Source organism: Pseudomonas sp. Pme6b, assembly GCF_058129925.1.
On sequence record NZ_CM176704.1, the window covers coordinates 5286587 to 5299817 of the forward strand.

The 13231-nt window shown below is 54.7% G+C and carries 24 protein-coding genes and 1 pseudogene; all 25 read right to left on the reverse strand.

What is annotated here, in order from left to right; translation table 11 throughout:
- Positions 1 to 25: 25 nt before the first annotated feature.
- Positions 26 to 1306, reverse strand: a pseudogene (locus tag AC4ANE_RS23985) (catalase); the annotation flags it as partial.
- A 167-nt stretch (positions 1307 to 1473) separates the two neighbouring features.
- On the reverse strand, positions 1474 to 1860 hold the full coding sequence (gene rplQ / locus AC4ANE_RS23990) for a 50S ribosomal protein L17 (RefSeq protein ID WP_002555463.1): 387 nt from the start codon (positions 1858 to 1860) through the stop codon (positions 1474 to 1476).
- 41 nt (positions 1861 to 1901) lie between these two features.
- A complete protein-coding gene (locus AC4ANE_RS23995; protein WP_002555464.1) occupies positions 1902 to 2903 on the reverse strand; it encodes a DNA-directed RNA polymerase subunit alpha in 1002 nt (333 codons plus the stop codon).
- Between the two features lie 22 nt (positions 2904 to 2925).
- Positions 2926 to 3546 (reverse strand): 30S ribosomal protein S4, encoded by a 621-nt coding sequence (gene rpsD / locus AC4ANE_RS24000; RefSeq protein WP_002555465.1) that lies wholly within the window; start codon positions 3544 to 3546, stop codon positions 2926 to 2928.
- A gap of 18 nt (positions 3547 to 3564) precedes the next feature.
- A complete protein-coding gene (gene rpsK / locus AC4ANE_RS24005) occupies positions 3565 to 3954 on the reverse strand; it encodes a 30S ribosomal protein S11 (protein WP_002555466.1) in 390 nt (129 codons plus the stop codon).
- 30 nt (positions 3955 to 3984) lie between these two features.
- A complete protein-coding gene (gene rpsM / locus AC4ANE_RS24010; protein WP_002555467.1) occupies positions 3985 to 4341 on the reverse strand; it encodes a 30S ribosomal protein S13 in 357 nt (118 codons plus the stop codon).
- Between the two features lie 130 nt (positions 4342 to 4471).
- On the reverse strand, positions 4472 to 4588 hold the full coding sequence (rpmJ, locus tag AC4ANE_RS24015) for a 50S ribosomal protein L36 (protein WP_002555468.1): 117 nt from the start codon (positions 4586 to 4588) through the stop codon (positions 4472 to 4474).
- 28 nt (positions 4589 to 4616) lie between these two features.
- The gene (gene secY, locus AC4ANE_RS24020; RefSeq protein WP_002555469.1) at positions 4617 to 5951 is read right to left on the reverse strand and encodes a preprotein translocase subunit SecY; all 1335 of its coding nucleotides are present in this window, start codon (positions 5949 to 5951) and stop codon (positions 4617 to 4619) included.
- Entirely contained in the window at positions 5952 to 6386 is a 435-nt protein-coding gene (gene rplO / locus AC4ANE_RS24025) for a 50S ribosomal protein L15 (RefSeq protein ID WP_002555470.1), read from the reverse strand. It abuts the gene before it with no gap.
- A 3-nt stretch (positions 6387 to 6389) separates the two neighbouring features.
- On the reverse strand, positions 6390 to 6566 hold the full coding sequence (gene rpmD / locus AC4ANE_RS24030) for a 50S ribosomal protein L30 (protein ID WP_002555471.1): 177 nt from the start codon (positions 6564 to 6566) through the stop codon (positions 6390 to 6392).
- Between the two features lie 2 nt (positions 6567 to 6568).
- Positions 6569 to 7069, reverse strand: a complete 501-nt coding sequence (rpsE, locus tag AC4ANE_RS24035) for a 30S ribosomal protein S5 (protein WP_003317099.1) — start codon at positions 7067 to 7069, stop codon at positions 6569 to 6571.
- Between the two features lie 3 nt (positions 7070 to 7072).
- On the reverse strand, positions 7073 to 7423 hold the full coding sequence (gene rplR, locus AC4ANE_RS24040; protein WP_002555473.1) for a 50S ribosomal protein L18: 351 nt from the start codon (positions 7421 to 7423) through the stop codon (positions 7073 to 7075).
- Positions 7424 to 7433: 10 nt separating this feature from the next.
- On the reverse strand, positions 7434 to 7967 hold the full coding sequence (gene rplF, locus AC4ANE_RS24045) for a 50S ribosomal protein L6 (RefSeq protein WP_031596255.1): 534 nt from the start codon (positions 7965 to 7967) through the stop codon (positions 7434 to 7436).
- 12 nt (positions 7968 to 7979) lie between these two features.
- Positions 7980 to 8372: a 30S ribosomal protein S8 gene (gene rpsH, locus AC4ANE_RS24050; RefSeq protein ID WP_002555475.1), complete on the reverse strand. Its 393-nt coding sequence runs from the start codon at positions 8370 to 8372 to the stop codon at positions 7980 to 7982.
- Between the two features lie 213 nt (positions 8373 to 8585).
- Positions 8586 to 8891 (reverse strand): 30S ribosomal protein S14, encoded by a 306-nt coding sequence (gene rpsN / locus AC4ANE_RS24055; protein ID WP_002555476.1) that lies wholly within the window; start codon positions 8889 to 8891, stop codon positions 8586 to 8588.
- Positions 8892 to 8904: 13 nt separating this feature from the next.
- Entirely contained in the window at positions 8905 to 9444 is a 540-nt protein-coding gene (gene rplE, locus AC4ANE_RS24060) for a 50S ribosomal protein L5 (protein WP_002555477.1), read from the reverse strand.
- A 20-nt stretch (positions 9445 to 9464) separates the two neighbouring features.
- Complete coding sequence (gene rplX / locus AC4ANE_RS24065; RefSeq protein WP_002555478.1) at positions 9465 to 9779, reverse strand: 50S ribosomal protein L24; 315 nt, start codon at positions 9777 to 9779, stop codon at positions 9465 to 9467.
- Between the two features lie 11 nt (positions 9780 to 9790).
- Positions 9791 to 10159, reverse strand: coding sequence for a 50S ribosomal protein L14 (rplN, locus tag AC4ANE_RS24070; RefSeq protein ID WP_002555479.1), 369 nt, complete (start codon positions 10157 to 10159; stop codon positions 9791 to 9793).
- A 23-nt stretch (positions 10160 to 10182) separates the two neighbouring features.
- Positions 10183 to 10449: a 30S ribosomal protein S17 gene (gene rpsQ / locus AC4ANE_RS24075; protein ID WP_002555480.1), complete on the reverse strand. Its 267-nt coding sequence runs from the start codon at positions 10447 to 10449 to the stop codon at positions 10183 to 10185.
- A 2-nt stretch (positions 10450 to 10451) separates the two neighbouring features.
- The gene (gene rpmC, locus AC4ANE_RS24080) at positions 10452 to 10643 is read right to left on the reverse strand and encodes a 50S ribosomal protein L29 (protein WP_002555481.1); all 192 of its coding nucleotides are present in this window, start codon (positions 10641 to 10643) and stop codon (positions 10452 to 10454) included.
- Complete coding sequence (gene rplP / locus AC4ANE_RS24085; protein WP_002555482.1) at positions 10643 to 11056, reverse strand: 50S ribosomal protein L16; 414 nt, start codon at positions 11054 to 11056, stop codon at positions 10643 to 10645. The genes rpmC and rplP overlap by 1 nt, the downstream gene beginning before the upstream one ends.
- Before the next feature lie 12 nt (positions 11057 to 11068).
- The gene (rpsC, locus tag AC4ANE_RS24090) at positions 11069 to 11755 is read right to left on the reverse strand and encodes a 30S ribosomal protein S3 (RefSeq protein WP_003176422.1); all 687 of its coding nucleotides are present in this window, start codon (positions 11753 to 11755) and stop codon (positions 11069 to 11071) included.
- A gap of 13 nt (positions 11756 to 11768) precedes the next feature.
- Entirely contained in the window at positions 11769 to 12101 is a 333-nt protein-coding gene (rplV, locus tag AC4ANE_RS24095; protein WP_002555485.1) for a 50S ribosomal protein L22, read from the reverse strand.
- A 13-nt stretch (positions 12102 to 12114) separates the two neighbouring features.
- Complete coding sequence (gene rpsS, locus AC4ANE_RS24100; protein ID WP_002555486.1) at positions 12115 to 12390, reverse strand: 30S ribosomal protein S19; 276 nt, start codon at positions 12388 to 12390, stop codon at positions 12115 to 12117.
- A 16-nt stretch (positions 12391 to 12406) separates the two neighbouring features.
- Complete coding sequence (gene rplB, locus AC4ANE_RS24105; RefSeq protein ID WP_002555487.1) at positions 12407 to 13231, reverse strand: 50S ribosomal protein L2; 825 nt, start codon at positions 13229 to 13231, stop codon at positions 12407 to 12409.

Below are 13231 nucleotides of genomic sequence, written 5' to 3' on the forward strand. Positions count from 1 at the left end.
CTCCGAGAAACCCGGGGCGGTTCATGAACAACTTGCCCGTCTGACTGTAGTAATCGCCGTCCACGCGATGATCATGACGAACTGCGGCACCGCTCAAAGTCAGCATAGGCTCTGCATAGCGTGGATCTTCTTTCGGTGCATCCGAATAGCTGTTTGGCTCATAGTTCGGAGCCGCCCCGCCATTGGTACCGAAGGCCATCGACCCGTCGCGCTGGTAGCTATGCACTGGGTTCCTCGGTGCATTGATCGGCAATTGCTGGTGATTGGTACCTACGCGATAACGATGTGCATCAGCGTACGCAAACACGCGTCCTTGCAACATGCGGTCCGGCGACAAACCAACACCGGGCACCATGTTGCTGGGACCAAACGCTGCTTGCTCAACCTCGGCAAAGTAGTTGAGCGGGTTACGGTTCAGCTCCAGTTCACCGACTTCAATCAGCGGATATTCTTTCTGCGACCAGGTCTTGGTCACGTCGAACGGGTTCTCGTGGTGGTTCGCAGCCTGGGCTTCGCTCATCAGTTGAATGCAAACCTGCCACTTGGGGAAGTCGCCCCTCTCGATAGCAGTGAACAGGTCGCGCTGGGCGTAATCGGGATCAGTGCCCGCAATGCGCGCAGCCTCGGCTGGCGTGAGGTTCTTGATGCCCTGCCGGGTCTTGTAGTGCCACTTCACCCAATGACGCTCACCTGCAGCGCTGATCAGGCTGTACGTATGGCTACCAAAGCCGTGCATGTGACGATAGCCGTCCGGGATGCCTCGGTCCGAGAACAGAATAGTGACCTGGTGCAGCGCCTCAGGCGAGTGCGACCAGAAATCCCACATCATTTGCGGACTTTTCAGGTTGGTTTGCGGAAGACGTTTCTGCGTGTGGATGAAGTCAGGAAATTTCAGCGGGTCACGGATAAAGAACACTGGCGTGTTGTTACCCACGATGTCCCAGTTACCTTCCTCGGTGTAAAACTTGATTGCAAAGCCGCGCGGGTCACATTCGGTATCCGCCGAGCCACGCTCACCACCTACAGTGGAGAAACGTAGAAAAATCGGGGTCTGCTTGCCGATCGTATCGAACAGCTTGGCGCTGCTGTATTGGCTGATATCACGGGTAACGGTGAATGTGCCATGAGCACCCGATCCTTTGGCGTGTACACGACGTTCCGGAATATTCTCACGGTTGAAGTGAGCAAGCTTTTCGATCAGGTGGAAATCGTCGAGCAGTAAAGGACCACGTGGGCCTGCCGAGCGGGAGTTCTGGTTGTCGGCGACTGGTGCACCGCTGGCGGTCGTAAGGGTCTTCTGGCTCATGTAAGTCTTCCTCTGGCGTGTATAGCCGGTTAATTGGCTTGAGAGGAAGTATTGTGGAAAACTATTGCAGCATCGAATTCATTAAGCCATGACTATCGATAGGTTTTTTTAATCCCAGACAACAAAAAACCGGGCGCAAGGCCCGGTCTCTTGTTCAAACTGATGTCTTATTCAGCGGCTTCTACAGAGCCACCGACAGGACGATCAACCAACTCGACGTACGCCATTGGCGCGTTGTCGCCAGCGCGGAAACCGCACTTGAGGATACGCAGGTAGCCGCCCTGACGGGTTGCATAGCGCTTGCCCAGATCGTTGAACAGCTTGCCGACGATTTCTTTCGAACGAGTACGGTCGAAAGCCAGACGACGGTTAGCAACGCTGTCTTCCTTGGCCAGGGTGATCAGCGGCTCGGCAACGCGACGCAGTTCCTTGGCTTTCGGCAGGGTAGTTTTGATCAGCTCGTGCTCGAACAGCGACACCGCCATGTTTTGAAACATGGCTTTACGGTGAGAGCTGGTACGGCTCAGGTGACGTCCACTTTTACGATGACGCATGGTTCATTCCTTACCAAACTCGCGTTCGGTGATTACGACGATCAGGCCGTAGCCTTGTCGTCCTTCTTAAGACTTGCCGGCGGCCAGTTGTCGAGGCGCATGCCGAGGGAGAGACCACGAGAAGCCAGAACGTCCTTGATCTCGGTCAAGGATTTCTTGCCCAGGTTCGGAGTCTTCAACAGCTCTACTTCGGTGCGCTGAATCAGATCGCCGATGTAGTAGATGTTCTCCGCCTTAAGGCAGTTGGCCGAACGCACGGTCAGTTCCAAATCGTCAACCGGACGAAGCAGGATCGGATCGATCTCGTCTTCCTGTTCGATTACCACTGGTTCGCTGTCGCCTTTGAGGTCCACGAACGCAGCCAGCTGCTGTTGCAGGATGGTTGCAGCGCGACGGATAGCCTCTTCAGGGTCCAGAGTACCGTTGGTTTCCAGATCAATAACCAGCTTGTCCAGGTTAGTACGCTGCTCGACACGGGCGTTTTCCACCACGTATGCGATACGGCGAACCGGGCTGAACGAAGAATCAAGCTGCAAGCGACCAATGCTGCGGCTTTCGTCTTCATCGCTTTGACGCGAGTCTGCCGGCTCATAACCACGACCACGAGCTACGGTGAGCTTCATGTTCAAGACGCCGTTAGACGCCAGGTTAGCGATTACGTGATCGGGGTTAACGATCTCGACATCATGATCCAGCTGAATATCGGCAGCGGTAACCACCCCCGAACCCTTCTTCGACAAGGTCAGCGTAACTTCGTCTCGACCGTGCAGCTTGATAGCCAGACCTTTAAGGTTCAACAGGATTTCAATGACGTCTTCCTGTACACCTTCGATGGCGCTGTACTCATGGAGTACACCGTCAATCTCGGCCTCGACTACTGCACAGCCGGGCATGGAGGACAACAAAATGCGGCGAAGCGCGTTGCCCAGGGTATGGCCGAAACCACGCTCGAGAGGCTCGAGAGTGATCTTGGCGCGGGTTGGACTGACAACCTGCACATCAATATGGCGGGGTGTCAGGAACTCATTTACCGAAATCTGCATGGATGCACCTATTTTCTAGCCCTTACTTGGAGTAGAGCTCGACAATCAGGCTTTCGTTGATGTCGGCGGATAGATCACTGCGAGCTGGAACGTTCTTGAAAACGCCCGATTTCTTCTCAGTGTCTACTTCTACCCATTCTACGCGGCCACGTTGGGCACACAGATCGAGAGCCTGGACAATACGCAGCTGATTCTTAGCTTTTTCGCGGATAGCAACAACGTCGCCAGCACGAACCTGATAAGAAGGAACGTTAACGGTTTTGCCGTTTACGCTGACCGACTTGTGCGAAACCAATTGACGGGATTCGGCACGCGTCGAGCCGAAGCCCATGCGGTATACAACGTTGTCCAGACGGCATTCGAGCAGTTGCAGCAGGTTCTCGCCTGTTGCACCTTTCTTGCCGGCGGCTTCTTTGTAGTAGCCGCTGAACTGACGCTCGAGAACGCCGTAGATACGACGGACTTTTTGCTTTTCACGCAGCTGAGTACCGTAATCGGACTGGCGACCGCGGCGTTGGCCGTGGATACCTGGAGCTGCTTCGATGTTGCACTTGGATTCGATAGCGCGAACGCCGCTCTTCAGAAAGAGATCGGTGCCTTCACGACGAGCAAGTTTGCATTTTGGACCAATGTAACGAGCCATTTCTTACAGTCTCCTGGATTACACGCGGCGCTTCTTCGGCGGACGGCACCCGTTGTGCGGGATTGGCGTCACGTCGGTGATGCTGGCGATCTTATAGCCACAGCCGTTCAATGCACGGACAGCGGATTCACGACCTGGGCCTGGACCCTTGACATTGACGTCGAGGTTCTTCAGACCGTACTCCAGCGCAGCTTGACCAGCACGCTCAGCAGCTACTTGAGCAGCGAACGGGGTGGACTTGCGCGAACCACGGAAACCCGAACCGCCGGAGGTAGCCCACGAAAGAGCGTTACCTTGACGATCGGTAATGGTGACGATTGTGTTGTTAAACGACGCGTGGATGTGGGCGATGCCATCAACCACTGTCTTTTTAACTTTTTTACGAGGACGAGCAGCAGGTTTTGCCATGACTAAATTCCTGTCGTTGCGCTGGTGCGATTACTTGCGGATCGGCTTACGCGGACCTTTGCGAGTACGCGCGTTGGTCTTGGTACGCTGACCGCGTACTGGAAGACCACGACGATGACGCAGACCGCGGTAGCAGCCCAGGTCCATCAAGCGCTTGATTTTCATGTTGATTTCGCGACGCAGGTCACCTTCAGTGGTGAACTTCGCCACTTCGCCACGCAGCTGTTCAATCTGCTCGTCGCTCAGATCTTTGATTTTCACCGCCGGGTTTACACCGGTGGTTGCACAAATTTTCTGTGCAGTGGTGCGACCAACACCATAGATGTAGGTCAGCGAGATAACAGTATGCTTGTTATCTGGAATGTTAACGCCTGCAATACGGGCCATTCAGTGGGACTCCAATTGACAGCTACCTACGCCCCGGAAGCCAAGAAATAGGGCGCGAGATAATATCGCTGTAGTAACAAATAATCAACCCAGCAGCGCACTAGCTGCTGGGCTTAAGCACAAATCACAATCAGCCTTGGCGCTGCTTATGACGTGGTTCCGCGCTGCAAATTACTCGAACCACACCTTCGCGGCGAATAATCTTGCAGTTACGGCACAGCTTTTTCACCGATGCACGAACTTTCATCACCAACTCCTCGAACCTTAGGGGTGCTTCAGCGCAGCATACCGCCGCTGCCACCGTAGCCCTTCAGGTTGGCTTTCTTCATCAGGGATTCATACTGGTGCGAAACGAGGTGAGATTGCACTTGCGACATAAAGTCCATCACAACCACGACCACGATCAGCAACGAGGTCCCGCCAAGGTAGAACGGTACGTTTGCCGCAACCACCAGAAACTGGGGAAGCAGACACACGGCCGTCATATATAGAGCACCGAACATGGTCAAGCGAGTCAAAACGCCATCAATATAGCGCGCCGACTGCTCGCCTGGACGAATACCCGGAATAAAGGCACCGGACTTCTTCAGGTTTTCCGCTACGTCTTTCGGATTGAACATCAACGCCGTATAGAAGAAGCAGAAGAAAATAATCCCTGCACTAAACAGCAGAATATTCAACGGCTGACCAGGAGCGATCGACTGCGAGATGTCCTGCAACCAGCCCAGACCTTCAGACTGACCAAACCAGGACCCCAACGAAGCCGGAAACAGCAAAATGCTGCTCGCGAAAATGGCTGGAATAACGCCAGCCATGTTCACTTTCAGCGGCAAGTGGCTTGTCTGTGCAGCGAAGACCTTGCGGCCCTGCTGACGCTTGGCGTAGTGAACAGCGATACGACGCTGACCACGCTCAATAAACACCACGAAACCGATGATCGCTACCGCCAGCAAACCGATAGCAACCAGAGCGAAGATGTTGATATCACCCTGACGCGCAGACTCGAAAGACTGCCCAATTGCTCTCGGAAGACCAGCGACGATACCTGCGAAGATCAACATCGAGATACCGTTGCCGACACCGCGCTCGGTAATCTGCTCGCCCAGCCACATCATGAACATCGCACCTGCCACGAAGGTAGTTACGGCCACAAAGTGGAAACCCAGGTCCCCAGAAAACGCGACGCCCTGACTCGCCAGACCAACGGACATGCCGATAGCTTGAACAAGAGCCAGGACAACGGTGCCATAGCGGGTGTACTGGCTTATCTTGCGACGGCCAGCTTCACCTTCCTTCTTCAACTGCTCCAGTTGCGGGCTGACGGCGGTCATCAACTGCATGATGATCGATGCCGAAATGTACGGCATGATCCCCAGCGCAAAGATGCTCATCCGTTCCAGCGCGCCACCGGAAAACATGTTGAACAAGCTAAGAATGGTCCCCTCATTCTGTCGAAACAGTTCTGCGAGTCGGTCAGGGTTAATACCTGGAACCGGGATGTGTGCGCCTATTCGGTAGACGATAATCGCCAGGAACAGAAAACGCAGACGAGCCCAGAGTTCAGACATACCGCCTTTGCCGAGCGCAGAGAGAGCACCTTGCTTAGCCATTTATTCCTCGAACTTGCCGCCAGCTGCTTCGATAGCCGCACGCGCACCTTTGGTGGCGGCGATACCCTTGATAGTGACAGCGCGAGTAACTTCGCCCGACAGCATGATTTTCACACGCTGAACGTTCTGGTTAATCACGTTGGCATCTTTCAGGGACTGCACAGTTACGATGTCGCCTTCCACTTTAGCCAGCTCGGACAGACGCACTTCTGCGCGGTCCATGGCTTTCAGGGAAACGAAACCGAATTTTGGCAGGCGACGATGCAGCGGCTGTTGGCCGCCCTCAAAGCCCGGAGCAATAGTGCCACCGGAGCGGGAGCTTTGACCTTTGTGGCCACGGCCACCGGTCTTGCCCAAACCGCTACCGATACCACGGCCCGGACGATGCTTTTCGCGACGGGAACCCGGCGCTGGACTCAGATCATTGAGTTTCATCGATTAACCCTCGACTCGCAGCATGTAGTAAGCCTTGTTGATCATCCCGCGATTTTCGGGAGTATCCAGGACTTCTACAGTGTGACCGATGCGACGCAGACCCAAACCCTTAATGCACAATCTGTGATTAGGGATGCGGCCGGTCATGCTTTTGATCAGCGTTACTTTAACGGTAGCCATGATCAGATGATCTCCTCAACACGCTTGCCACGTTTGGCAGCGATGGACTCAGGAGACTGCATGCCCTTCAAACCCTTGAAAGTGGCGTGAACCACGTTTACCGGGTTAGTCGAACCGTAGCACTTGGCCAATACGTTCTGGACACCAGCAACTTCCAGCACTGCGCGCATAGCGCCGCCAGCGATGATACCGGTACCTTCAGAAGCAGGCTGCATGTACACCTTCGAGGCGCCATGAGCAGACTTCATTGCGTACTGCAGGGTAGTGCCGTTCAGATCAACCTGAATCATGTTGCGACGAGCAGCTTCCATCGCCTTCTGGATCGCAGCAGGCACTTCACGTGACTTGCCACGGCCGAAGCCAACGCGCCCTTTACCATCACCCACTACGGTCAACGCAGTGAAAGTGAAGATACGGCCGCCTTTTACGGTTTTGGCCACGCGGTTAACTTGAACCAGCTTCTCGATGTAGCCTTCGTCGCGTTTTTGGTCGTGATTTGACATAACTTAGAACTCCAGCCCGCCTTCACGAGCAGCATCAGCCAGCGCTTTGACACGGCCGTGGTACTTGAAGCCAGAACGGTCGAAAGCGACTTGCGATACACCCGCGGCTTTCGCGCGCTCGGCGACCAGCTTGCCAACCTTAGTGGCCGCGTCGATGTTGCCAGTGGCGCCATCACGCAGTTCTTTGTCCAAAGTCGAGGCGCTTGCCAGGACTTTGCTGCCGTCGGCCGAGATGACCTGGGCATAAATGTGCTGCGAAGAGCGGTGCACGCAGAGACGCACGACTTCTAGCTCGTGCATTTTCAGGCGTGCTTTGCGAGCGCGACGCAGTCGGGTAACTTTTTTGACGGTCATTTGCTATGCCCTACTTCTTCTTGGCTTCTTTACGGCGGACGACTTCGTCTGCGTAACGCACACCTTTGCCTTTGTAAGGCTCAGGACAGCGGAAGTCGCGGATCTCAGCGGCCACTTGACCAACCAACTGCTTATCGATACCGCGAATCAGGATATCGGTCTGGCTGGGGGTCTCAGCGGTGATGCCATTCGGCAATTCGTAGTCCACTGGGTGCGAGAAGCCAAGTGCAAGGTTCAGTACCGTGCCTTTTGCTTGCGCCTTGTAACCAACACCGACCAGCTGGAGCTTGCGCTCGAAGCCTTGGCTCACGCCTTGGACCATGTTGTTTACCAGTGCACGAGTGGTGCCTGCCATTGCGCGGGTTTGTTGATCGCCATTGCGAGCAGCGAAACGCAGCTCACCAGCTTCTTCAACAATCTCAACGGACGAATGGATGTTCAGTTCTAGAGTGCCCTTGGCACCCTTCACCGAAAGCAGCTGGCCGACGAGTTTGACTTCGACGCCGGATGGCAGCTTAACGGGGTTCTTAGCGACGCGTGACATGCTTATCCCCCCTTAGAACACAGTGCAAAGCACTTCGCCACCGACACCGGCAGCGCGCGCAGCACGATCCGTCATCACACCTTTACTGGTGGAGACGATAGACACACCAAGACCGCCACGAACTTTCGGCAGATCATCGGAGGACTTGTACTGACGCAAGCCTGGGCGGCTGACGCGCTTAACCTCTTCGATGACCGGACGGCCTTCGAAGTACTTAAGCTCGATGGACAGCGAGGATTTAACTTCGCTGCTGATCTGATAACCCGCAATGTAGCCTTCGTCCTTCAGGACTTTTGCTACAGCAACCTTCAACGTGGAAGATGGCATGCTTACGACGGGCTTTTCAGCCATCTGGGCATTACGGATACGAGTTAGCATGTCCGCTAACGGGTCCTGCATACTCATGGGCTAGACGCTCCTAAAACAAAATAATTAGCCTTGCGGCTACAGCTTGATCGCCGAGAACTTCCGGGCAAGTAAAAACACGGGCTCAGGCGAGCCGGCAATTCTAGTCCTACCCCGGAAATGAATCAAGCCCCAAAAGGGGCTTGATTCAAATTCAGGCACCATCCCGACCGGTGACTTGCGTAGCCGGCGGGAGGGCGCGAGAGGTGCGCCTTACCAGCTGGCTTTAACCAGACCTGGAACGTCGCCACGCATTGCTGCTTCACGCAGCTTGTTACGGCCGAGGCCGAACTTGCGGTAGACGCCGTGTGGACGACCAGTGATGCGGCAACGGTTACGCATGCGCGCAGCGCTTGCGTCACGTGGTTGCTTCTGCAGGGCTACGGTCGCTTCCCAACGTGCTTCTGGACTTGCGTTCAGATCAACGATGATAGCTTTCAGCTCTGCACGCTTCTTGGCGTACTTGGCAACGGTAAGCTGACGCTTCAGCTCACGGTTTTTCATGCTCTTCTTGGCCATTTTCCTACTCCAATCAGTTGCGGAACGGGAATTTGAAAGCACGCAGCAATGCGCGGCCTTCGTCATCGTTCTTGGCAGTGGTGGTCAGGGTAATGTCCAGACCGCGGAGAGCATCGATCTTGTCGTAGTCGATTTCCGGGAAAATGATCTGCTCTTTCACGCCCATGCTGTAGTTACCACGACCATCGAAGGACTTGGCATTCAGGCCGCGGAAGTCGCGAACCCGAGGCAGGGAGATCGACAGCAGACGATCCAGGAATTCATACATACGATCGCGGCGCAGAGTCACTTTGACGCCGATCGGCCAACCTTCGCGGACTTTAAAGCCAGCGATGGATTTCCGAGCGTAAGTCACAACGACTTTTTGACCGGTGATCTTTTCCAGGTCAGCAACAGCGTGCTCGATGACTTTTTTGTCGCCGATCGCTTCGCCCAGACCCATGTTCAGGGTGATTTTGGTAACGCGCGGAACTTCCATCACGTTCGAAAGCTTAAGTTCTTCCTTAAGTTTCGGAGCGATTTCCTTCCGGTAAATCTCTTTTAGTCGTGCCATGGTCTTCTACCTAGCAGTGTTCAAGCATCAACCGCTTTTTGGGTCGACTTGAAGACACGAATTTTCTTGCCGTCTTCAACTTTGAAACCAACGCGGTCAGCCTTGTTGGTTGCGCCGTTGAAAATGGCGACGTTGGAAGCGTGCAGTGGCGCTTCTTTCTCGACGATACCGCCCTGTACGCCCGACATCGGGTTTGGCTTGGTATGACGCTTCACCAGGTTGATCCCACCAACGACCAGACGGTCGTCAGCGAGAACCTTGAGCACCTTACCGCGCTTACCTTTGTCTTTGCCGGCGATCACGATGATCTCGTCGTCACGACGAATCTTTTGCATGTCGGATCTCCTTAAAGCACTTCAGGGGCGAGCGAGACGATCTTCATGAACTTCTCAGTACGAAGTTCACGGGTCACTGGCCCAAAGATACGGGTACCGATCGGCTCTTGCTTGTTGTTCAACAGAACAGCAGCGTTGCCGTCAAAGCGGATGATGGAGCCGTCTGCACGACGAACACCGTGGCGAGTGCGGACTACAACTGCAGTCATCACCTGGCCTTTTTTCACCTTACCGCGCGGAATTGCTTCCTTGACGGTCACTTTGATGATGTCACCGATACCAGCGTAACGACGATGGGAGCCACCCAGCACCTTGATGCACATAACGCGGCGTGCGCCGCTGTTATCGGCCACATCGAGCATGGATTGAGTCTGAATCATATAATTTCTCCGACCCCTAGCCCTTAGACTTCCACAGCGCGTTCGAGGATATCAACCAACGCCCAAGACTTGGTCTTGGCTACCGGACGAGTTTCACGAATCGTGACCTTGTCGCCGATATGGCATTGGTTGGTTTCGTCGTGCGCGTGCAGCTTAGTCGAACGCTTAACGTATTTACCGTAGATCGGGTGCTTTACGCGACGCTCGATCAGAACGGTGATGGTCTTGTCCATCTTGTCGCTGACAACACGGCCAGTCAGCGTACGGACAGTTTTTTCGGCTTCAGCCATGATTACTTACCTGCCTGCTGGTTGAGCACAGTTTTCACGCGAGCGATGTCACGCTTAACTTGCGAGAGCAGATGAGACTGCCCCAACTGGCCAGTTGCTTTCTGCATACGCAGATTGAACTGGTCGCGCAGCAGGCCGAGCAGTTGCTCGTTCAACTGCTGTGCTGATTTTTCACGAAGTTCATTCGCTTTCATCACATCACCGTCCGCTTAACAAAGGAGGTGGCGAGCGGCAGCTTTGCAGCAGCCAGGGCGAAAGCCTCACGCGCCAGCTCTTCAGTAACACCCTCGATTTCATACAGGACTTTGCCTGGCTGAATCTGGGCAACCCAGTACTCCACGTTACCCTTACCTTTACCCATCCGAACTTCGAGTGGCTTTTTGGTAACAGGCTTGTCCGGGAACACACGGATCCAGATCTTGCCGCCACGTTTAACGTGACGGGTCAGAGCACGACGCGCTGACTCGATCTGACGAGCGGTGAGACGACCACGAGCAACAGACTTCAGCGCGAACTCGCCGAAGCTGACTTTGCTACCGCGCAGTGCCAGACCACGGTTGTGGCCGGTCATCTGCTTGCGGAACTTCGTACGCTTTGGTTGCAACATTTGGCGTACCCCTTACTTAGCAGCTTTTTTACGAGGCGCTGGTGCTTGTGGTTTCAGTTCTTCTTGGCGACCACCAATTACTTCGCCTTTGAAGATCCAAACCTTTACACCGATCACACCGTAAGTGGTGTGAGCTTCGTAGTTGGCATAGTCGATGTCGGCACGCAGGGTGTGCAGTGGCACACGACCTTCGCGATACCATTCAGTACGTGCGATTTCAGCACCGCCGAGACGACCGCTCACTTGGATTTTGATGCCTTTGGCACCAATGCGCATGGCGTTCTGAACAGCGCGCTTCATAGCGCGACGGAACATTACACGACGCTCCAGCTGCTGAGCTACGCTCTGCGCAACCAGCATACCGTCGAGCTCCGGCTTACGGATCTCTTCGATATTGATGTGCACAGGCACACCCATTTGCTTGGTCAGGTCCTGACGCAGTTTCTCAACATCTTCACCTTTCTTCCCGATAACGATACCTGGACGAGCGGTGTGGATGGTGATACGTGCTGTCTGAGCCGGACGATGGATATCGATACGGCTGACGGACGCGCTTTTTAATTTGTCTTGGAGGTACTCACGCACTTTCAGATCAGCGAACAAATAGTCCGCATAAGTCCGACCGTCTGCGTACCAGACGGAGGTGTGCTCCTTGACGATTCCCAGGCGAATGCCAATGGGATGTACTTTCTGACCCATCTCTTCGACTCCGTTACTTGTCAGCAACCTTGACAGTGATATGGCAAGACCGCTTGACGATGCGATCAGCACGGCCTTTAGCACGTGGCATGATGCGCTTCAGCGAACGCCCTTCGTTGACGAAAACGGTGGAGACCTTAAGGTCATCAACGTCTGCGCCTTCGTTATGCTCGGCGTTGGCTACAGCCGACTCCAGCACTTTCTTCAGGATCTCGGCGGCTTTCTTACTGCTGAAAGCCAACAGGTTGAGCGCTTCGCCCACCTTCTTCCCGCGGATCTGGTCGGCGACCAAGCGGGCTTTCTGGGCGGAGATTCGAGCGCCCGACAACTTAGCGGCTACTTCCATCGTTCCTTACCCCTTAACGCTTGGCTTTCTTGTCTGCCACGTGCCCACGATATGTGCGGGTACCGGCAAACTCGCCTAGTTTATGGCCGACCATGTCTTCGTTCACGAGAACTGGAACATGTTGACGACCGTTATGCACTGCAATGGTCAGACCGACCATTTGTGGCAGGATCATCGAACGACGCGACCAGGTTTTAACTGGTTTGCGATCGTTCTTTTCCGCCGCCACTTCGATCTTCTTCAGTAGGTGAAGATCAATAAAAGGACCTTTTTTCAGAGAACGTGGCACTGTCGTATCCCTCTATTTACTTGCGACGACGGACGATCATTTTGTCGGTACGCTTATTACCACGAGTCTTCGCGCCCTTAGTCGGGAAGCCCCACAGCGATACCGGATGACGACCACCAGAGGTACGACCTTCACCACCACCATGTGGGTGGTCAACCGGGTTCATGGCAACACCACGAACGGTTGGGCGAACGCCACGCCAGCGTTTGGCACCCGCTTTACCCAGCGAACGAAGGCTGTGCTCGGAGTTCGAGACTTCGCCCAGCGTTGCACGGCACTCAGACAGTACTTTACGCATTTCACCGGAGCGAAGACGCAGGGTTACGTACACACCTTCACGAGCGATCAGCTGTGCCGAGGCACCAGCGGAACGAGCGATCTGTGCGCCTTTACCTGGCTTCAGTTCGATGCCGTGTACGGTGCTACCAACTGGAATGTTGCGCAGTTGAAGAGCGTTGCCCGGCTTGATTGGTGCCAGAGCACCTGCAATCAGCTGGTCGCCAGCACTCACGCCTTTAGGGGCGATGATGTAGCGGCGCTCGCCGTCTGCGTAAAGCAGCAGAGCAATGTGAGCAGTACGGTTTGGATCGTATTCGATACGCTCGACGGTGGCAGCGATGCCATCCTTGTCGTTGCGACGGAAGTCGACCAGACGATAATGCTGCTTATGGCCACCACCGATATGACGGGTAGTAATACGACCATTGTTGTTACGACCACCAGACTTCGATTTTTTCTCGAGCAGCGGTGCGTGAGGAGCGCCTTTATGCAGCTCCTGGTTGACCACCTTGACCACAAAACGGCGGCCAGGGGAAGTCGGTTTGCATTTAACGATTGCCAT